General features: G+C 71.1%; 17 protein-coding genes. 7 read left to right on the top strand and 10 right to left on the bottom strand.

The annotated features are described in order from the left end of the window. The first annotated feature begins 213 nt into the window (after nt 1-213). The gene (locus WMF27_RS04125; RefSeq protein WP_437761554.1) at nt 214-1,209 is read left to right on the top strand and encodes an STAS domain-containing protein; all 996 of its coding nucleotides are present in this window, start codon (nt 214-216) and stop codon (nt 1,207-1,209) included. Nucleotides 1,210-1,221: 12 nt separating this feature from the next. On the opposite strand, the gene WMF27_RS04120 is transcribed toward WMF27_RS04125, so the two are convergent. Continuing rightward, entirely contained in the window at nt 1,222-3,471 is a 2,250-nt protein-coding gene (locus tag WMF27_RS04120) for a prolyl oligopeptidase family serine peptidase (protein ID WP_437761555.1), read from the bottom strand. 382 nt (nt 3,472-3,853) lie between these two features. On the opposite strand from WMF27_RS04120, the gene WMF27_RS04115 reads away from it, so the two are divergent. Next, a complete protein-coding gene (locus tag WMF27_RS04115; RefSeq protein WP_437761556.1) occupies nt 3,854-4,120 on the top strand; it encodes a hypothetical protein in 267 nt (88 codons plus the stop codon). A gap of 251 nt (nt 4,121-4,371) precedes the next feature. Here WMF27_RS04115 and WMF27_RS04110 read toward each other — a convergent pair whose 3' ends face one another. Next, nucleotides 4,372-5,007 (bottom strand): HD domain-containing protein, encoded by a 636-nt coding sequence (locus WMF27_RS04110; RefSeq protein ID WP_437761557.1) that lies wholly within the window; start codon nt 5,005-5,007, stop codon nt 4,372-4,374. 311 nt (nt 5,008-5,318) lie between these two features. Here WMF27_RS04110 and WMF27_RS04105 point away from each other — a divergent pair, with 311 nt between their 5' ends. After that, the gene (locus WMF27_RS04105; protein ID WP_437761558.1) at nt 5,319-5,762 is read left to right on the top strand and encodes a helix-turn-helix transcriptional regulator; all 444 of its coding nucleotides are present in this window, start codon (nt 5,319-5,321) and stop codon (nt 5,760-5,762) included. 53 nt (nt 5,763-5,815) lie between these two features. Beyond that, nucleotides 5,816-6,202: a VOC family protein gene (locus WMF27_RS04100; protein ID WP_437761559.1), complete on the top strand. Its 387-nt coding sequence runs from the start codon at nt 5,816-5,818 to the stop codon at nt 6,200-6,202. Between the two features lie 77 nt (nt 6,203-6,279). Here WMF27_RS04100 and WMF27_RS04095 read toward each other — a convergent pair whose 3' ends face one another. The 3 genes from WMF27_RS04095 to WMF27_RS04085 form a co-directional block, all read right to left on the bottom strand. After that, the gene (locus WMF27_RS04095) at nt 6,280-7,407 is read right to left on the bottom strand and encodes a hypothetical protein (protein WP_437761560.1); all 1,128 of its coding nucleotides are present in this window, start codon (nt 7,405-7,407) and stop codon (nt 6,280-6,282) included. 90 nt (nt 7,408-7,497) lie between these two features. Then, nucleotides 7,498-8,337, bottom strand: coding sequence for a hypothetical protein (locus WMF27_RS04090; RefSeq protein WP_437761561.1), 840 nt, complete (start codon nt 8,335-8,337; stop codon nt 7,498-7,500). Continuing rightward, nucleotides 8,334-9,242 carry an ABC transporter ATP-binding protein gene (locus WMF27_RS04085; protein ID WP_437943838.1) on the bottom strand — a complete coding sequence of 303 codons (909 nt, stop codon included), beginning with the start codon at nt 9,240-9,242 and terminating at the stop codon, nt 8,334-8,336. The genes WMF27_RS04090 and WMF27_RS04085 overlap by 4 nt, the downstream gene beginning before the upstream one ends. A gap of 694 nt (nt 9,243-9,936) precedes the next feature. On the opposite strand from WMF27_RS04085, the gene WMF27_RS04080 reads away from it, so the two are divergent. Continuing rightward, complete coding sequence (locus tag WMF27_RS04080; RefSeq protein WP_437761563.1) at nt 9,937-10,530, top strand: hypothetical protein; 594 nt, start codon at nt 9,937-9,939, stop codon at nt 10,528-10,530. Between the two features lie 52 nt (nt 10,531-10,582). Here the strand turns inward: WMF27_RS04080 and WMF27_RS04075 are convergent, their stop codons facing one another. Continuing rightward, on the bottom strand, nt 10,583-11,941 hold the full coding sequence (locus WMF27_RS04075) for an FAD-binding oxidoreductase (protein WP_437761564.1): 1,359 nt from the start codon (nt 11,939-11,941) through the stop codon (nt 10,583-10,585). Next, nucleotides 11,938-12,243 (bottom strand): FadR/GntR family transcriptional regulator, encoded by a 306-nt coding sequence (locus tag WMF27_RS04070; RefSeq protein ID WP_437761565.1) that lies wholly within the window; start codon nt 12,241-12,243, stop codon nt 11,938-11,940. The genes WMF27_RS04075 and WMF27_RS04070 overlap by 4 nt, the downstream gene beginning before the upstream one ends. A gap of 317 nt (nt 12,244-12,560) precedes the next feature. Between WMF27_RS04070 and WMF27_RS04065 the strand changes: the two genes are divergently transcribed. Then, entirely contained in the window at nt 12,561-13,295 is a 735-nt protein-coding gene (locus WMF27_RS04065; RefSeq protein WP_437761566.1) for a hypothetical protein, read from the top strand. 258 nt (nt 13,296-13,553) lie between these two features. On the opposite strand, the gene WMF27_RS04060 is transcribed toward WMF27_RS04065, so the two are convergent. Beyond that, nucleotides 13,554-14,858: a hypothetical protein gene (locus tag WMF27_RS04060; RefSeq protein WP_437761567.1), complete on the bottom strand. Its 1,305-nt coding sequence runs from the start codon at nt 14,856-14,858 to the stop codon at nt 13,554-13,556. Nucleotides 14,859-15,332: 474 nt separating this feature from the next. Continuing rightward, complete coding sequence (locus tag WMF27_RS04055; protein WP_437761568.1) at nt 15,333-15,686, bottom strand: hypothetical protein; 354 nt, start codon at nt 15,684-15,686, stop codon at nt 15,333-15,335. Here WMF27_RS04055 and WMF27_RS04050 point away from each other — a divergent pair. After that, nucleotides 15,667-16,371: a hypothetical protein gene (locus tag WMF27_RS04050; protein WP_437943837.1), complete on the top strand. Its 705-nt coding sequence runs from the start codon at nt 15,667-15,669 to the stop codon at nt 16,369-16,371. The genes WMF27_RS04055 and WMF27_RS04050 overlap by 20 nt on opposite strands. A 498-nt stretch (nt 16,372-16,869) precedes the next feature. On the opposite strand, the gene WMF27_RS04045 is transcribed toward WMF27_RS04050, so the two are convergent. Continuing rightward, nucleotides 16,870-17,625 (bottom strand): protein kinase domain-containing protein, encoded by a 756-nt coding sequence (locus WMF27_RS04045; protein ID WP_437761570.1) that lies wholly within the window; start codon nt 17,623-17,625, stop codon nt 16,870-16,872. Between the last annotated feature and the right edge of the window lie 64 nt (nt 17,626-17,689).

Here is a 17,689-nt window from a genome sequence, read left to right as displayed (position 1 = left end):
CCAGGAAGCCGCGCAGCTTGGCGAAATCCTCCTTGGTGTGATCGATGACAGCGTCTGCCCCCAGCGACTGCGCGACGTTCGCCTGCTCGCCCGCTCGCCCGGTGCGGCGCTGGACAGCCAGGCGCCGCTCGGGGAACACTCGGGCATATGGGATACGAGGGGGACGACGATAGCGCTCAGCTGGCTCGCCGCCTGGAGGCGATGGAGCAGGAGATGGAATCGTGGCGGGCGGACGCGCGCAGATGGCGCGCGCTGATGGCGGCGCGCTGCTTCAGCGTGTCGATCCACCGCCCCGTCGGCAGGACCCACGCCGTCAATGCCGGCTGGGAAGCGCTCTGGCGGGCCCCAGCCGAGGCGTTCTTGCAAGTGAACTACAACATGCTGGAGGACCCGCAGCTCGCCGAGAACGGGATCATGCCGCACGTCGAGCGGTTCTTTCGCGGCGAGGAGGTCGCGATCCCGCCGATCAGCTACGACACCGACGCTGTCGAGGAGCTCACGGGCAAGGCGGGCGGAGCGGTGTGGGTCTGCTCCTTCGGCGTGCCGGTGCGAGACGCCGGGGACGGCTTCGAGGGCGTGCTGCTCCAGTTCGCCGTCCCGGAGGCTGCCGAGATCCAGCACGAGTACGAGGCCCTGATCGAGGAGCAGCGGGCGCTCCAGGCGTCGCTGGAGGCGCGGAACCGGGAGCTCGAAGAGACGGTGCGGGTGATCGCGGCGCAGCGGGACGCGATCCAGGCGATGAGCGTCCCGGTGATCCGCGTCGCGGACGGCGTGCTCTGCCTCCCCATCGTGGGCATGATCGACGACGCGCGGGCCAGCGCGCTCCTGGAGCGCCTGCTCGAGGCGATCGCCGCGCAGCAGGCGGCGCAGGTGCTGCTCGACATCACCGGCGTGCCGGCGCTCGACGCCCGGGCCGCCGCGCAGCTCGTCGGGGCGGCGTCCGCAGCGCGGCTGCTCGGCGCGTCCTGCACGCTGGTGGGCGTCTCGCCCGCGCTGGCGCAGACGCTGGTCGAGCTCGGCGTCGACCTCGGCGGCCTCGACACCGCGGCGACGCTGGCCGAGGGGCTGACCCGGGCCCTCGCCGCGCGCCGCGGGGCGGCGCAGCGGAGCGCGGCGGTCGCGGCGCGCGCGCCCCAGCGAGGCGAACGGGGAGAGGCGCATCGGCCGGCGGCGCTGCCCCGTGGAGAGGCTCCGTCCCGCAAGCGGTGAGCGCTCGGCCGGCTACGGCGCCGCGTCGTCCTTGGCGGGCGGGGCGCCGAGCCCGAGCTCCTTGAAGAGGAACGCGAACACGTCGGCTTGCTCCTCGATCTCCTCGGAGAGCGGCGTCCCGGCCCCGTGGCCCGTCGAGCCGCTCGCCCGGAGCAGGATGGGCGCCGAGCCCGGCGAGGCCGCTTGCATCCGCGCCGCCATCTTCCGCGAGTGCCATGGATCGACCCGCGGGTCGTTGGCGCCGGTCAGGAACAGGGTCGCCGGATAGGCGGTCCCATCCTTGACGTGGTGATACGGCGAGTAGGCGTAAAGGGCGCTGAACTGCTCGGGGTCCTTCACCGTGCCGAACTCGGTCACGTTGAACGCCCCGTTCGGCGTGAGCTCCACCCGCAGCATGTCGTAGATACCGACGTGCGACACGACCGCCTTGGCCATCTCCGGGTGCTGCGTGAGCTGCGCTCCCATCAGCAGACCGCCGTTCGAGCCGCCGCGGATGGCGAGCCGCGCCGGGCTCGTGACGCGCCCGTCGACGAGGTGCTGCGCGCACGCCGCGAAGTCGTCGAAGACGTTCTGCTTCTTCGTCAGGTTGCCGCCGCGGTGCCACGCCTCCCCGAACTCGCCGCCGCCGCGCAGGTTGGCGATCGCGACCACCCCTCCCTGGTCGAACCACAGCCGCCAGAGCGGGTTGAACCCGGGAGCCATGCTCGTCCCGTAGCCGCCGTATCCCGTGAGCAGCGCCGGCGCGGTCCCGTCGAGGGGTGTGCCCTTCCGGCGCAGGATGTTGATAGGAACCTTGGTCCCGTCCTTCGAGGTGCACGCCTCCCGGGCGACCTCCACGTCGGCATAGGAGACAGGGGCCGTCATCGCGAGCGGCGTCTTCGTCACCTTGCCGTCCCTGGCCGAGTACGCGAACCAGGCCGCCGGCTCGGTGTAGCTCACGCCGCGAAAGAGCATGTCGTCGCCTTGCGTGCGCACGACCTGCCGCACCGAGGAGACCTGCGGGATCGGCACCGTCCCGAGCGCCTTGCCCTTCAGATCGAAGACGCGGACCTGCGACGGGCCGCCGAGCAGATCGCGGACGTAGAGCCGCCCTGTCGTGGGCAAGAAGCCCTGGATCACCGCCTCGCTCTCGGGCACGACGAGCTCCGCCCTGGCGAGGTCCAGCTTGCCCGGCGAGAGGCGCAGCACCTTGCCGCGCGGCGCGTCCTTGCGCGACAGGAGGTAGAGCCGGTCGTCGGCGCCGAACACGACCCGGATGACCTTGTCGGGCAGCTCGGCGAAGCGCGCCCACTTGCCCGAAGCGTCGAGGAGATAGTGCCAGTACTCGCCTCCATCGCCGTTCTGCACGCTGGCGAGCACGAGCTTGCCGCTCTCGCTCGTCGTGAGCTCGACCTCGGCGATGCGGGGGAATTCCCTGCCGAGCGCGTATTTGTCGTCCTTGTCCGGCGTACCGAGCTTGTGGAAGTAGATCTGCTGGAAGAAGCCCATGTCCTCTCGCGGGCGCTCCCCGGGCCGGGGGTGCCGGGTGTAGTAGAACCCCTTGCCGTCGCCGGTCCACGCCAGGCTGCCGCCCGCGGTGCCGCTGTTCGCGTAAGGCACGGTGTCGCCCGTCTCCTTGCCCGTCGCCACGTCGTAGACGCGCACGGTCCCGCTCTCGGTGCCGCCTTCGGACAGGGAGACAGCCACCTTCTTGCCGTCGCGCGACGGGACGAACCAGTCGATGGTCGTGTGCCCTTTCGGGTCGATGACCTCCGGATCGACGAGGGTCCGCGCGGAGGCGGGGTCGTTCACGGACCTCAGGACGACGAGGAAAGGCTGCTGCTTCGGCGGCTGGTCCTTGAGCGCGAAGATCTGCCCGCCGGCCTCGTCGAGCGCGTAGTGGTTCGCGGAGGTCGCCGACAGGATCTCCTGCACGCGCGCCCGGATCGCGCCGCGCGCCGGCACGGCGTCGAGGGTGCCGCGCGAGAGCTGGTTCTGTTCGGCGACCCAGCGCTCCACCTCGGGGGAGCTCCCGTCCTCCAGCCACTGGTAGTCGTCGACGACCCGGGCGCCATGGTACTCGCTCGCCACGGGCCGCTTCGCGGTCGCCGGGTAAGGAAGCCGCCCCGGTCCGGGGGGCGCTGCCGGCGCGGCGTGCGGCGGCGGGGTCGCGGCGGCCGGGGACGCGGCCGGCTTGTCCAGCGGCCTCGACGCGGGGGCGCTGCACGCCGCGAGCAGCGGCAGCGCCAGGGTGACGGCGGGGGTCGTACGCAGGCGGTTCATGTCCCCGACGCTAGCCGGCAAGACGGCGGTCACGGAAGTGGGCGAGCGCCGTCGCGATCCTGCAACCGTGCAAGCCGGATCCTCGCAGAATCGAAACCCGCCCGATCGGCGCCCGAGACATAAGTAGGGGATTTTCCGAAGGGTGTACCTGGTACGGAGAATGCTTAGCCTTGAGCCAGCTCCGCCGGCGGCCTCCGCCTAATCCCCCGAGGCGCCCGGCGGCGCTGCTATTTTGTCCTCTTGATTTCGGGCGGCCGCTCTGGTCACGGCGCCTCGATGGTCGAGGCCGCGGGGCGCCGGCGTCCCTGCGTCGATTGTGGAGGTCGCCTGGGCACCCGCGCAGCGCGCGAGGCGCGGCGCCCTTCGTGCTACCGTGCGCCGCATGTCCACTTACGGGAACGAAGGGGCGGCTGCGAAGGGCGAGGTCCGCGAGGTCGACGAGAGCGTCCTGAAAGATCTCGAGTCGAGGTACGCCGACGTGGCTTGCCCGGTGCACGGTGAGCCGCCGAGCTTCGAGCTCGCGCCCGACGGCTCCGTGGTCGAGCGCATCTGCTGTCCGGCCCTCCTCTCGATCGTCCGCGAGCTCCAGGTCGCCGCGGGCGAGCGCCCTCCGCCTCCAAGAGACGAGGACGAGGAGGTCAGAGGCTAGTTCCACCCACCAGGAGTCCAGCCAGGGCTCCGGAGAGAGATTTCAACGCAAAGGCGCAAAGGCGCAATAATGAACAAATGCCTTTTTGCGTCTTTGCGTCTTTGCGCCTTTGCGTTGAATCTCTCTCCGCTCGCGAGGCAGGGCCCCGGCAGGATTTCCGACCCGCGGCATTGACTCCGCGTCACCTCAGCTCCTCCCCGGTGGCGTGGGAGGGCCTCTTCGGGCTGGAGAGCTCCGAGCTCCTGATAGCGCTACTCGTCGAACGCCGCGCCCGCGATGACGTCGCAGAAGTGGACGGGTCGAAACCCGTCGAGCCTGCGCTCGCCGACGTCGGCCACGACCGGCGAGGTGGCCGCGGCCGCCTCGTTTCGGCGGAGCAGCCCGCAGAACGCGGAGGTCATCGCCTCCTTGAAGCCGAGCCGCGGGTAGCGCCCGAGCGCCTCCTCGACGAGCCGCTCGGGCAGGAGCGTCCGGGGCGCGTAGCCGACGTCGATGGCCGCGCCCATCTGGCAAAGGGCGATCTCGGGGCGCTTGCGCTGGGGTATCACCACGGTGGTATGCAGGGCGATCGCGTCCCAGACGATGTCCTGCTCGCGCGCGCCGACCCCGCGCGCGGCCAGGAAAGCCCTGGCCGCGTCGGCCCCCTCGACCTCGAAGCGCGTCTCGACGGGGGCCGAGTCGGCGAGGCCCAGGTCGTGGAACACACACGCCAGATAGAGCAGCTCGCGGTCGTACGACAGGCCCCTGTGCCGCCCCAGCGCGTCGCCGAAGACGTACGTGCGCGCCACATGGTTGAAGAGGAACGGGGCGCTGACCGCCCTGGTGTGCTCGGTCGCCTCGACACAAAGGGCGCTGTCCGGAATCTCGGGTAGCTCGATCGCGTTCATTGACTCCTCCCGGGTTTGCTTGGGCCTGGCTCGGGACGTCACGAAGCGCCGTCACCGCGGCGCAGCGCCCGAGCGCGCGGACGGCCCGCGGCCGCGCCGCCGGCGCCTCGCCAGTGGGTACCAGACGGCGCGTCTGTCCCGAAAGACAATGAAGCTGCAATTTCGGCCACGGCGGGCGCTCGCTCTGCGGCGCGCGCGGCCCGTTCCCTCGCTTTTCCCGACCCGAGCTGCTCGTCTGAGCGGCCTCTCGCGCGCCCCTCCGGTGGGTCGCTTGAGCCAGCCGCCGCCACGCTCTATCCTGGTCGCCGGCGATGCTGCTCGGACACGACGCGCTCAGGAACCTCTGCCGGGCGCGGGACCTGCTCTCCGAGGTGCGCGAGTCGAGGTTGTCGATCGAGGACGTGGCGCGGGAGGTGGCGATCTCGCCCTACCACTTCATCCGGCAGTTCGAGGCGGTGTTCGGCGTGACCCCTCACCAGTACCGCATCCGGCGGCGCCTGGATCTGGCCAAGCAGCTCCTGGCGGCCGGGCACCACTCGGTGACCGACGTGTGCATGGAGATCGGGTTCTCCAGCCTCGGCAGCTTCAGCGCGCTGTTCGCGCAGCGGATCGGCGTGCCGCCGTCGGCGTACCGGCGCCGCGTGCGCGCGATGGTCCAGGTGCCGGGGAGGCTCCCGTGGGAGCTCGCCCCCGGCTGTCTCACCCTGATGGGCCGGCTGCCGCCGGGCGCGTTTCGCAGTTTTCGAGAAGCGTGAGCCGGGCGGCCCTGGCAGAGTCGGCCCGAACCGTCAGCTCAGCGAGGCGATCGATGAGGATCAAGCTCAACAGCATCATGGTCGAGGACCAGACACGCGCGCTCAAGTTCTACACGGAGGTGCTCGGCTTCAAGAAGAAGAGCGATTTCCCTGTCGGCGAGTACCGGTGGATCACCGTGGTCTCGCCGGAGGGCCCCGACGACGTCGAGCTCGTGCTCGAGCCGAACGCCAACCCGGCGGCGAAGACGTTCCAGCAGGCGATGTTCACGCAGGGCATCCCGCTCACCGCGTTCGAGGTGTCGGACCTCAAGGCCGAGTTCGCTCGCCTCAAGGAGCACCAGGTCGCGTTCACGCAGGAGCCCACCCCGATGGGCCCGGTCATGATCGCGGTGTTCTCGGACACCTGCGGGAACCTGATCCAGCTGTATCAGCCGCTCTGATACCGCGTCGCCAGGGCCGTCCCCGGCCCTGGTAGGGTGTCGCGCAGGGACGAGCGGCTCGCGAGGCATTGCGCGCGTCATCGCGGCGGCGCTGGCGCTGGCTCGGCCTTGATGTCGCCGTCCGGATCGCGCCGGTCTCGACGACACGGGCCGAGGTTCCTCAGCAGCTCGACGGGCAGCGCCACGTCGACCGAGAAGCGCTGCTCCTCCGGCTTGCTCGCCCAGGGAGGGCGCCGCGCCTGCGTCTCCACCCGCGCGTGGTCGAGCAGCTCGGCGAGCTCGTCATTGTCTTCGCGCTTCGCGTTGAGCCGCCCCATGGAGAGCGCGGCGCCGAACAGCTTCGACAGGTCCTCCATCTCCTGGCCGGCGGGGCCGGCGACCTCGGCGACGACGGCGACATCCTCCGAGGCGTCGATGTGGATCTCCACCCGCTGGACGGTCTCTCGGATCCGCTCGGCGAGCTGGTCCTGGTCCGACGGCAGCATCTTCGAGAGATCGTCGGGCGAGAGCACTCCATAGACGTCGCTGTAGGCCTGGTATTCCTGAAGGATGGATCCCTGCGCGGGATCGGTCGATTCGAGCCGATCGATCGCGTCCTCGACGAGATCGGGCTCGGCGCGCGGGTTCAAGATCAGGACGTCAGGCCCCCACGTCGCGACGCCCCTGCCCGTGTCCTTTTCCTCGTAGAGGATGCCTCTCTCCCCGTACGTCCGCGTGGACCATCGCTCCCGCTCGAACCTCGCGCCCTCGAACGATCCCTGGAGCACCATGAGCCCCGTGCTCGACGTGGCGATGCGCTCCACGTCCTCCAGCACGTCGATCCCGTATCGGTCCTTCAAGCGCGCCAGGCCGGCGCGCTCGTCGCCTCGCGACAGCATGCAATCGAGCCATATCTGCATGATCGGCGACTCCTTGAGCGCCTCGATCTCGAACACCATGGCCGAGCGCTTCGGATCGGCGGGCAGGGCGGCGAGCACCGGGTCGCGCTTCCATTGCGGCGCTTCGACGCCGGGCGGCGGCGCAGACAGCGGCGGCAGCGTGCGCCGACGGCTGGCGCGCTCCACCTCGGCCGGCTTCGGATGGCGCGGAAACTCGATCTTCCGGGGCCGGACCGTGGGCTTCTCCTTGTCGCCGCGCGACATCAGCCACGCGGCGAGCGCGAGCAGGACCATCGCCGCCGCGAGCCACACGCCCCGCTTCTTCATCGGTCTCATCGGGTCGTCACCCCCGCCCAGGCGCCGCGGAGCCGCCGATTCCGAGCGCTCACCGCCTCGTCCGAGCATCGCCGCTTCACCCTAGAAATCCTTCTCTTCGAACACGTGGATGCCCACCGCGAGCGCGGCCAGGCCGAAGAGGAGCAGCCCCGCCACCTGGCTGGCGAGCACATCCCCCTTGATCGCCGTCGCCACCGCGAACTCCGCCGACGCGTCGGCGAGCGCCGACACCCGCGGCAGCACGAGCGTCGCCGCGCGGAAGGCCCCGCGGGCCACGCCAGGCTCGAAGAACGAGTCGAGCTGCTCGCGGTACCCCGCGACGATGCCGAGGATGAACAGCGCGATCCCCACCGCCGCGGACAGCGCGGCGCTCCGCACCATCACCGCGGTCGTGAGCATCGCCCCGTAGATGCCGGCGAACGTCACGCTCGCGAGGAGCGCCGCCACGATCGGGCTCGCCATCCACACGCCCGCCCTCAGCCCGAAGATGACCGTGATCCCGAGGGCGCCGTACAGCGTGCTGAGGAGCGAGAGCGCGAGCACGCCGAGGAACGTGCCGAGCAGGAGCTCGAACCGCCGCACGGGCAGCGAGAGCAGGTGCTCGATGCGCCCCGGCGCCAGCAGGCTCGGGCCGAAATCGGCGCAGGAGACGATCCCGAACGCGAGCCCCCCGTAAAACAGCACGTACGAAAGCGCGCGGCCGACGTAGCGGAGCGCTACGTCGACCGAGCGGATGTCGCCGCGGCCGACCTCCTTGCCGAAGAGCCGCGTCGCCGCGAGCGCGCCGTCCACCACCTCGAGCTGCAGCGCGCCCCCGATCACCACGAGCGCCATCGTGACGCCGATCCCGAGGGCCAGGAACCACCGCCGCGACGAGGCCTCGCGCAGGAGGTCGCCCGCGACGCTCAGCGCCGCCCTCACGCCACGCCTCCGCGGGCGCCGCCCGCGCCCAGCGCCTCCGCCAGCACGTCCTCCAGGTCGCGCAGGTCCCGCGACAGCTCGACGAGCAGGGCGCCCGCGCGCCGCGCCTCGTCGAGCGCCTCGTTGAGCGCCGCGGGGCTCTCGGCCTCCAGGCGCCACCCGCCTTCCCCGTCGATCGCGCGGAACCCGAGCGCGGCGAGCCTCGCCGCGTCGACGCCGTCCGCGAACCGCACGCGGTACGCCGTCTCGCTGCCGCACAGCGCGACGAGCGCGCCCTCGCGCACGAGCCGCCCGCCCGCGAGGATGCCGATGCGGTCGCAGATGCGCTCGGTCTCCGACAGGAGGTGCGAGTTCAGGAACAAGGTCGCCCCCCGCGCGCGCTCTTCGCCCAGGATCCTGCGGATCTCGGCGCGGCCGAGCGGGTCGACGCCGTCGGTGGGCTCGTCGAGCACGAGCAGCTCGGGCTGCCCGAGCAAGGCCGCGGCGAGCCCGAGGCGCTGCCGCATCCCCTTCGAGAACCCGCCGATCTTGCGGTCCGAGTCGGCCCCGAGCCCTACCCTCTCGGTCAGCGCGCGCAGCGCGCCCTCGCCCGGCGAGAGGCCCTTCATGCGGGCCACGCTCGCGAGGAACTGCCGCGGCGTGAACGCGCTGGGCAAGAAGAGCCGCTCCGGCAGGTACCCGATCCTGGCGCGCACGCCCGGGTCCTCCGGCTCGCCGCCGAGCACGCGCACGGCGCCGCTCGTGGGGCGCACGACGCCGAGCAGCGTCTTGATGAACGTCGTCTTGCCCGCGCCGTTGAGGCCGATGAGCCCGAACGCGGCGCCGCGCTGGATGGCGAGGTCGAGGCCCGCGAGCGCCGTCTGCCCGCCGCTCCGGCGGAAGAAGCCGCGGTAGACCTTCCTCACGGAGGACGCTTCGATGGCGAGCACGGCGGCGTAGTCTGGCCGGCCGACCGCCGCACGCAAGCGGAATGCCCGCGGCGAGGGAGAGCGGAGCAGGAATCCTCCAGTCGCGACGGCGTGACCAGCAGTTGCGACGGCGTGACCAGGCGCGTGCCGAGTCGACCTCGAAACACAGGTCCAGAGCAAGACACATCGAGAGAGAGCGGGAAGTCCAGACGCTCCGGAGGCGTTCCGGCCCCATCCTTCGCCCGCGGGCAGCGTCAAGCGCCAAGGAGCACGTGGTTATGACAGACCATGTCCGACCGGGTCCACGCCTCGATCACGCCCCGTCCTCTGCAGTTCTCCACAGGGGTTCTCCACAGGAGATCCCCTGGAGAACAGCTGGATTCTGTCGATTACCTCTGCCGCCCGCGCCTCCTCTCGTCATGGCCACTCGCGCGGCCAGGAGGAGCCCCGCGCCGCCGGGTGGGCCGCGCCCGGGCACCCACATAACCATTCGTAATTACAACACATTTTCGACACGCGGCGCATCCGTCCGCCCTCGACAGGTTGGGACAATGTCCGTCCGACCGATCCCTTTCCCGACGGGTCGAAGATGACTATCCATGGTAGACACCAAGGACGCGGCGCGACGGCGTGTCTCTCGTACGACGCGTGTCGATGGCGCGCCGGAATGCTTCGTTTTGCAGGAGACTTCATGGAAAAGATCTCGCTGACGTACTTTGTCGACTTCGTTCTCAAGGCCGGGACGCCCAAGCTGACCGGCGTCAGGGAGTTCAAGGAACGGAAGGACGAGCTCTACACCGACTTTTACAGGCAGGTGCGAGAGGCGATCGTCGACATGCACAGGAGCGGAAAGCCCACCAGCGTGCTCGACGGCTTCCTCGCCGCGCAGCACGACGAGCGGCGCCGCCGCATCTACCCGTCGGTGGTGAATGGATATCGCAAGTTCCTCGCCTCGACGAAGATGACGTGGTTCGAGCCGCCGGTGTCGACGTACCGCCTGGGCGATCTCGAGATCAACGTCAATCCGGAGCTCGGGCTCGTCATCGATGGGACGCCCCACGTCATCAAGATGTATTTCCGCGGGGAGCCGCTGTCGTCCAAGCGCGTCTCGGTCGTGCTGAACCTGCTCATGAACGGCCTCGCGGAGAGCACGCCGGGCGGCGCCTTCGCGGTGCTCGACGTGCGGAACGCCAAGATTCACACCTTCAAGGTGCCGAACCCGCGTCTCAGCCTGCTGCTCCGCGGCGAGGCGGCCTCCTTCGCCACCATCTACACCGGGCTCTGATCGCGGCGGCGCCGCGCGAGGCGGCGCCGCGCAGCGCGGACATCACGCCGCGTCAGCCGTCGATCACCTTGCCGGGGTTGAGGACGCCGCCCGGGTCGAAGGCGTGCTTGATGCGGCGGTGCAGCGCGAGCGACGCCGCGCCGAGCTGGCGGGCAAGGAGGCCGCGCTTGAGCGTGCCGACGCCGTGCTCGCCGGTGATCGTGCCGCCGAGGTCGAGCGCCTGCGACATCACCTGGTTGAAGGCCGCGACCGCGCGCGCCTCGGCCGCGGCGTCGTTTCCATCGAACACGACAAGAGGGTGAAGGTTGCCGTCGCCCGCGTGCGCCACCGTCGCGATGGTGGTCTGCGTCGCGGCGGCGATCGCCTCGATTCGACGGAACATCTCCGGCAGCTGCGGCAGCGGCACGGCGACGTCGTCGACGAGCACCGTGCCGAGCTGCTCGACCGCCGTGAGCGCGAGGCGGCGCGCGGTGAGCATCATCTGCCCCTCGCTCTCGTCCTCGGTGGTGGCGATCACCGTCCCGCCGGCGGCCTCGCAGGCCGCCTGCATGCAGGAGAGCTCGGCGGACCCGGGCGCGTCGCTCTGCGCGATCAGCATCGCGGCAGCCTCGGTGTCGAGGCCGAGCGGGCGAAAGCGCTCGACGGCGCGGAGGGCCGTGCGGTCCATGATCTCGAGCATCGACGCATCGACCGACCGGACGATCGCCGCGACGGCCCGCCCCGAGGCCTCGAGCGACGCGAACGTCGCGACGAGCGTGGTCGCCGGCGGGGGCCGCCGCCGCAGGCGCAGGGTGATCTCGGTGATCAGCGCGAGCGTGCCCTCGGAGCCGACCAGGAGCCGCGTCAGATCGTAGCCGGCGACGTCCTTGCGGCTCCTGCCGCCTGTGCGGAGCACCGTCCCGTCGGCGAGGACCGCCTCGAGGCCGAGCACATAATCGGAGGTGACACCGTATTTCACGCAGCACAGGCCGCCGGCGTTGGTGGCGACGTTGCCGCCGATGGTCGAGATGGCGTAGCTCGACGGGTCGGGCGGATACCACAGCCCCCGTTCGTGCGCGGCGGCCTTGAGCTCGCCGTTGAGCACCCCCGGCTGGACGACGGCGAGCATCGCCGCCTCGTCGATCGCGAGGATCCGGTTCATGCGCTCGAAGCTCAGCACCACGCAGCCGTCGCTGGCGGTCGCCCCGCCCGCCACCCCGGTCCCGGCGCCGCGCGGCACCAGCGCGGTGCGGTGCCGGGTCGCCCACTGCGCCAGCGCCTGCACCTGGGAGGTCGAGGCAGGCCGCGCCACCGCGACGGGCCAGCCGCCAGGCGCCCAGAGGGCCTGATCGCGGCGATAGCCCTCCAGGATGTCCCGATCCGTCACCAGGCCGTCGCCCAGGACAAGGGCGAGCTCGTCGAGCGGGTTCATGTGCCGTAGAACTCCGAGAGGTGCGCCCTGAGGAGCGTCGCGGCCGACCTCGCGTTACCGCGCTCGATCGCGCGCAGGAGCGCCCGGTGCCCCTCGACCACCCGCGGGCGGATCGCCGCGAACGAGCGCGCCCGCAGCGCCTCTTCGAGGTGGAGCCGGAAGCTGTCCTTGACCGCGTCCATCACGAGGGCGAGCACCTGGTTACCAGAGGCCGCGACCAGCGCAACATGGAATGCGATATCGACGTCGTGGAACTCGGTGGGGAGATCTGCGGCCGCCCCATCTCCGCGAGCGCGGCGCACGCCTCGTCGAGGTGAGCGGCGACCGGCGCGGCCGCAGAGCGGGTCATCGCGGCGGTCTCGATCGCGACGCGCAGCTCGATGAGGTCCGGGAGCGACACATTCCGGAGCTGGACAATCGCGCTCCCGCTCGTCCGTGCATATGCAATTTTTCTACAACCATTACCATGGCGGATGACACGGCAATATGTTATTCACACCACGAAGATAAATCACTTCTGTGCGCCAGCCGCACGTCGGTCTTCACGGGGAGAACACCTTTCATGAAATTTGCTACCAGACAGCGTGGTGCTGCTTGCTCGAGGCTCCTTGCGGCCTCGGTGATCCTTGGCTTATTCGCGGCATCCGGATGCACCGCCGAGCTCGAGGCGCCCCCCGCGTCGTCCGAGGACGAAGGGGCCTTCATCGCGGCCGAGCCGGAGGAGGATGCCCTGGGCACGTCCGAAGGGGCGCTCGCCAGCGGAACCGTATCGGCGTTCGGCGGCTGTCCCGGCGCTTATCCGTCGTGCACCACGTGCGGCCCCTACGCGTGCGGCCAGACGTGCTGCGCCACGGAGCGGGAGCCTGGCTTCGAGTTCTCGTACCCGGATGACTGCTCGAGCTGGACCCGCCCGGCGTGGCAGCCGACGAGCGATCCGCCGCTCGTGTGCCACATCGATCCGGACAGGCACTGGGATGGCGTCGAGATCGAGATCTACGCGGCGAAGCGCTATCAAGACACGAGCTGCGCGCCGCAACCGAGCCGGTGGCAAAAGGACAAGGTCGCGGAGGTCGATTGCAGCTGGTGGACCGCCCTCACGGACGGGAGCACCTGCGGGCGGCGCGTGTTGAACAAGGTGACCGAGCTCGCGGCCGCGGGATACGCGCCGTTCCTCCCGAACCCGGAGGGCGACAACTGCCCCACCGGCTCCGCGCCGCCGCCGCCGCTGCTGCCGCCCCCGCCTCCGCCTCCGCCTCCGCCCCCCAACGACGATCCGTGCAGCAACTGCCGCGGGGGGACCTCGTGCTTCTGTGGCGACGACGTGTGCCGCCCGAGGACCACGGCCTGCCCCTGATCCGATCGACGAGGGCACGGGCCGGTTGAGCGCGTCAGCCCGCGGAGGCTGCCGCCCTGCCGTCCTTGCTGTGGAGATGCTGCCCCCTTATTGCCGCGCACTCTCGTTGATGCCAAAGCTCCTCTTATCGAGCATGCTTCTTAGATGCCGGCGCGGGGTTAGTGTCACCTCCCCCGGTGCTGCCTGAGAAGGATTCGAGCGAGGTGAGGCTGAATTCCGACTGCTCGGCTCGCCACCAGGCGTGCTCGCCGCGGCCGCTCAGGCGGCGACGAGCATCCGTTCCCCGTCGCGCCGCGCCGCCGCCCATGTCTCGTCCCAGGCGGCGTCGGCCTCCGCGCGCTGGAGCCGACCGAAGGCCTGCACCTCCTTCCGCTCGCCCTCGACCTCGGCGTCGTCCGCCGGCGGCGCCGGCGCCGGCCCCGTCATCGCGTCGCCGACCGCCTCGCGCACCTCGCGCCCGCCCTCGGCCAGGCAGTAGGCGAGCACGCGCCACCCGAGCTCGGCGTGCAGCGCCTCGTCGCGCGCGATCTCGCCGAGCGCCACGCGCGCGCCCTCGTCCCTCGCCCCCGCGAGCGACCGGCGCGCCCGGGCCGCCGCCGCTCCCTCGCCGAGACACCCGTCGTGCCACGCCTCGAGCGCCATCCGCACGAGCGCCGCCTGCCGGTCGGCGTCGCGCGCCGCAGGAGGCGGGAGAAGCGCGGGCCTGAGGCGCCACCCCGCGAGCGCGCTCGCGAGCTCGCTGCAGCGCGCCGTGTGGCGCACCTCGTCGCCGAGCGCGGCGAGCGCCCGCGCCACGAGCGACGCGGGCGCGCCGACCGCCGCGAGGTCCCGCGCGAGGGCGAGGAACGCCGGGATCGAGCCGCACTCGGCCCGCGCGCTGTCCAGCCACGCAGACGCGAGCGCCGCCCGGGTCGCGCGATCGAGCCGCGCCGGGCGCGACGCAGCGGGGCCCAGCCCGAGCACCGGCGGGAGCACGACGCCATCGGCCGTGCGCAGCGGCCGGCCGTCGATGCCATGGGACCGCTCTCCGAAGATCGGAGCGGCGTGGACGCCCACGCCCAACATCTGCTCGGGGGCGAACGGTTCGCCCGACAGTGGAATGGCCGCGCCCGTCGAGAAATCGATGACCGCCGGGTCGAGCAGGCTGGCCATCACACCGACGTGGAGACCATGCTGCCCCGGGAGCAGGTCGCGGTAGGGGGTGCGGTACATCCAGCCGAGCTCGCCGTCGATGCTGGCGTCGCGCGACAGATCGCCGCCGCCGTGGGTGCCGATCGCGAAGCGGCCCGCAGAGAAGTTGAGCCACGTCGCCTGCGCGAACGGACCGAATCCCATGTGCCCCGAGTCGAACGCTCCGGCGAAGCTGCCCTCCATGAGGAACGTCGCGCGGAGGTCGGCGCCCAGACCGAAGGCGACGAGCTTCGGACCGAAGGAGACCGACAGGGAGACCCCGACCGACATGGCAAAAGGCTCGTCGGCGCGCGCCTGGCCGGGCAGCGAGACGAGGGCGGCGACACCGAGGGCGGCGAGCATGGGCGGGAGCGCGCGGGAACAAGAGGACATGGAACCTCCGCAAGCCACAAGGGGTAAAGGATCGAGCTCGGCTCCAAATTTACCAGAGGACGCGAACCGGCACGACCGCGGTGGACGACGGAAAGCGGCTCTGGAGGGCGCGAGCACGCGCCGCGCGCGGTCCGTTGGGAGCGCCATGTTGCCGCTCGACCGACGGCGAGCGAGCTCGCGGCGGAGAAGGCGCCACGCGCAACAGAGCGCGACCTTCCGGGCGGAACATCACACCCAGGAGCCCGCGAAAAAAGATTGACCCTCGACCCCGCGGCGTCGCCACATATCCATCTGGGTGTTGCAAAAAGTTTGCCGAATTGAGAAATTCCCCTCGCCAGGCGAATGGGACACCAGCACCCTCGGCTGGGTCGTGGGCACCCTGTCTCTCGCCTGCTCGACCTCTGGGGTGCGGCCGGCAGCAACGCTCCTGCTTAACACGAGAAAGGAAACGGAGACCATGACACGCACTTATCGTCACTTGCTGCTGCCTCTGACCCTCGCGCTCTTCTCGCACGTGGTCGGCTGCTCCGGATCAGACTCGGAGGCGGACGCCTCGAGCGACGGCTCGACCAGCGCCTCATCCACCTCCGGCGGCACCACCTCATCTACGTCAGGCGGCGGCACCACCTCGTCCACCTCCGGCGGCGGCAGCACCTCATCCACCTCAGGCGGCGGCAGCACCTCATCCACCTCGAGCGGCGACACCACCTCATCCACCTCGAGCGGCGATACCACCTCATCCACCTCGAGCGGCGACACCACCTCGTCCACCTCAGGCGGCGGGACGACCGAGAAATTCAGCTTCTTCGTGACCAGCCTCGCCGCCATGCGGGAGGTGTCGGGCTCCCAGGACGGCTTCGGGGGTGACCTCCGCTTCGGGGAGACAGGGCCGGGCGCCGGCCTCCGCGGCGCGGACAAGATCTGCGCGACGATCGCCGAGAAGAGCCTCCCGGGCGCAGGAAGCAAGACGTGGCGCGCGTTCCTGAGCGCCACGGCAGGCGAGGACGGGAAGCAGGTCAACGCGATCGACCGGATCGGCGAGGGGCCCTGGTACGATCGGCTCGGCCGGCTGGTCGCGAACGAGAAGGCGGAGCTGCTCAACACGCGCCCCAGCAAGGCCGACGCGGCGATCATGAACGATCTGCCGAACGAGGACGGCGTCCCCAACCACCAGCCCGACCCGGCCCAACCCGAGGTCGACAACCACGACACCCTGACGGGCTCCAACCCCCAGGGGCAGCTCCAGGGCGCCAACGCGACGTGCAAGGACTGGACGGCCAAGACGGGAGACAGGTCCGAGGGGACACCGCAGGTTGGACACTCGTGGCCAAGGGGAACCGGCGGCGGACCCGGCGGGGGCCTGAACTTTGCCCACTGGATAACGACCCACAATGCACCGGGGTGCGCGCCGGGGGTCAATCTCGTGGACTCGGGAGGCCCGGCGCCGGGCTCGAACACCGTCGGCGGCGGCGGCGGCTACGGCGGGATCTACTGCTTCGCCCTGACGCCCTGACGCGGGCAACCCGGCGCGCGCCGCCGCGGCGCTCAGCGCGACCTCGCTCGCGTCGAACCCGGCGATCGCCGCCTCCAGGTGCGCGCGCGCGAGCGCCGCGTCGCCGCGCGTCCAGGCGACGGCGGCCAGCGTGAGCCACGCCTGGGCGCTCGCCCAGCCCACCCGCTCCCGCAGAAGCGCGCCGGCCACGCGCTCGGCGAAGCGCAGCAGCGGTGCACCGCTCGCGGAAGATGCGCTCTGCCTCCTCTGCGTGCATCACCGTCTCTCGAAACGACGTCTCGTTAGCGGCGATCGCCCGCTGGATCCGGAGGACGCCCTCGACGCGCGCGTCGCCGGAGCGCTGGTCGCGCTCCTTGAACCCGAAGCCGCGCAGGGCGAGCCGCGTCCGGTGGACGAGCGCCGCGGCGAGAGCGCGGCGCTTCGTCTCGGGGTAACGCAGGCCCGTCTCGGAGAGCACCTCCCGGAGCACCGCGACGCCCTCTTCCGTGTGACCGCTCGTCAGGAGCTGCTCGGCCGCGAGGCGCTTGCAGTCGAGGACGACAGAGGGCGCCGCGGCGTCTCGCGCGGCGTCCGCCGCGCCGAGGTAGGCGCGGGCGGCGTCGGCGCCGCGGCCCGCGTTCGCGAGCGCATGGCCGAGCTGCACGAGGAGCCCGCGCCGGCGGTCGCGAGCGCCGTCCTGCGAGCGCCGGTGTCGCGGGCGATGCCGAAGTCCAGCACGACCACGCGTCCGCTCTGGTCCACGAGCACGTTCGAGGGCTTGAGATCCAGGTGCAGCTTGCCCGCGCCGTGCAGCGCCTCGACGGCGTGCACCAGCTGCTCGAGCGCCTGGTAGAGGCGCGCGACGTCGACCTTTGGCTGTGACGCCGGCTCGCCGCTGGAGGCCGTCGGCGCCGCGTCGCCGGCGCGGGGCGAGGGCGCGCGGCCGTGGAGGTTCGCCTGAGAGGTCGTGACCGCCGCGGGGGAAGCCCGCTCCGGGACATGCGCCGGCGAGCCCGGGGCGGCGAGCTCGCGGACGTACCTGGTGAAGCTCACGCCGGAGACGAGCTCCATCGTGAAGAACCAGCGCCCCTGCGCGGAGATGAGCTCGTAAAGCGTCACCAGGTTCGGATGGGCGATGTCCGCGATGGCGCGGAACTCGCTCTTGAGACGGAGGATGTCGGCGGCCTCCATCCGGAGCAGCGTCTTGAGCGCCACATCGGCGCAGCGAAGCCGATCGTGAGCGTGATAAGAGACCTCGAGCGCGGGGATGCGCATGCGCCCTGCGCATCCTACGCCGAAAGCAGGGTTGCCTCCAGCCCGCGTCGTGGGGAGTTGGCTC

It is taken from the genome of Sorangium sp. So ce281 (genome assembly GCF_051527395.1).
In the GTDB taxonomy this organism is placed as follows: domain Bacteria; phylum Myxococcota_A; class Polyangia; order Polyangiales; family Polyangiaceae; genus Sorangium; species Sorangium cellulosum_B.
Note: the sequence above shows the minus strand (reverse complement) of the source record. Positions and strands in the feature narration are given on the sequence as shown.

Bases quoted from the DNA above. Each gene is read 5' to 3' on its own strand.
- WMF27_RS04125 (WP_437761554.1), top strand. From the start codon at position 214: ATGGAATCGTGGCGGGCGGACGCGCGCAGATGGCGCGCGCTGATGGCG.
- WMF27_RS04120 (WP_437761555.1), bottom strand. From the start codon at position 3,471: ATGAACCGCCTGCGTACGACCCCCGCCGTCACCCTGGCGCTGCCGCTG.
- WMF27_RS04115 (WP_437761556.1), top strand. From the start codon at position 3,854: ATGTCCACTTACGGGAACGAAGGGGCGGCTGCGAAGGGCGAGGTCCGC.
- WMF27_RS04110 (WP_437761557.1), bottom strand. From the start codon at position 5,007: ATGAACGCGATCGAGCTACCCGAGATTCCGGACAGCGCCCTTTGTGTC.
- WMF27_RS04105 (WP_437761558.1), top strand. From the start codon at position 5,319: ATGCTGCTCGGACACGACGCGCTCAGGAACCTCTGCCGGGCGCGGGAC.
- WMF27_RS04100 (WP_437761559.1), top strand. From the start codon at position 5,816: ATGAGGATCAAGCTCAACAGCATCATGGTCGAGGACCAGACACGCGCG.
- WMF27_RS04095 (WP_437761560.1), bottom strand. From the start codon at position 7,407: ATGAAGAAGCGGGGCGTGTGGCTCGCGGCGGCGATGGTCCTGCTCGCG.
- WMF27_RS04080 (WP_437761563.1), top strand. From the start codon at position 9,937: ATGGAAAAGATCTCGCTGACGTACTTTGTCGACTTCGTTCTCAAGGCC.
- WMF27_RS04075 (WP_437761564.1), bottom strand. From the start codon at position 11,941: ATGAACCCGCTCGACGAGCTCGCCCTTGTCCTGGGCGACGGCCTGGTG.
- WMF27_RS04060 (WP_437761567.1), bottom strand. From the start codon at position 14,858: ATGTCCTCTTGTTCCCGCGCGCTCCCGCCCATGCTCGCCGCCCTCGGT.
- WMF27_RS04055 (WP_437761568.1), bottom strand. From the start codon at position 15,686: ATGGCGGCGAGGCTGGTCACGAAGAAGCTGAATTTCTCGGTCGTCCCG.
- WMF27_RS04045 (WP_437761570.1), bottom strand. From the start codon at position 17,625: ATGCGCATCCCCGCGCTCGAGGTCTCTTATCACGCTCACGATCGGCTT.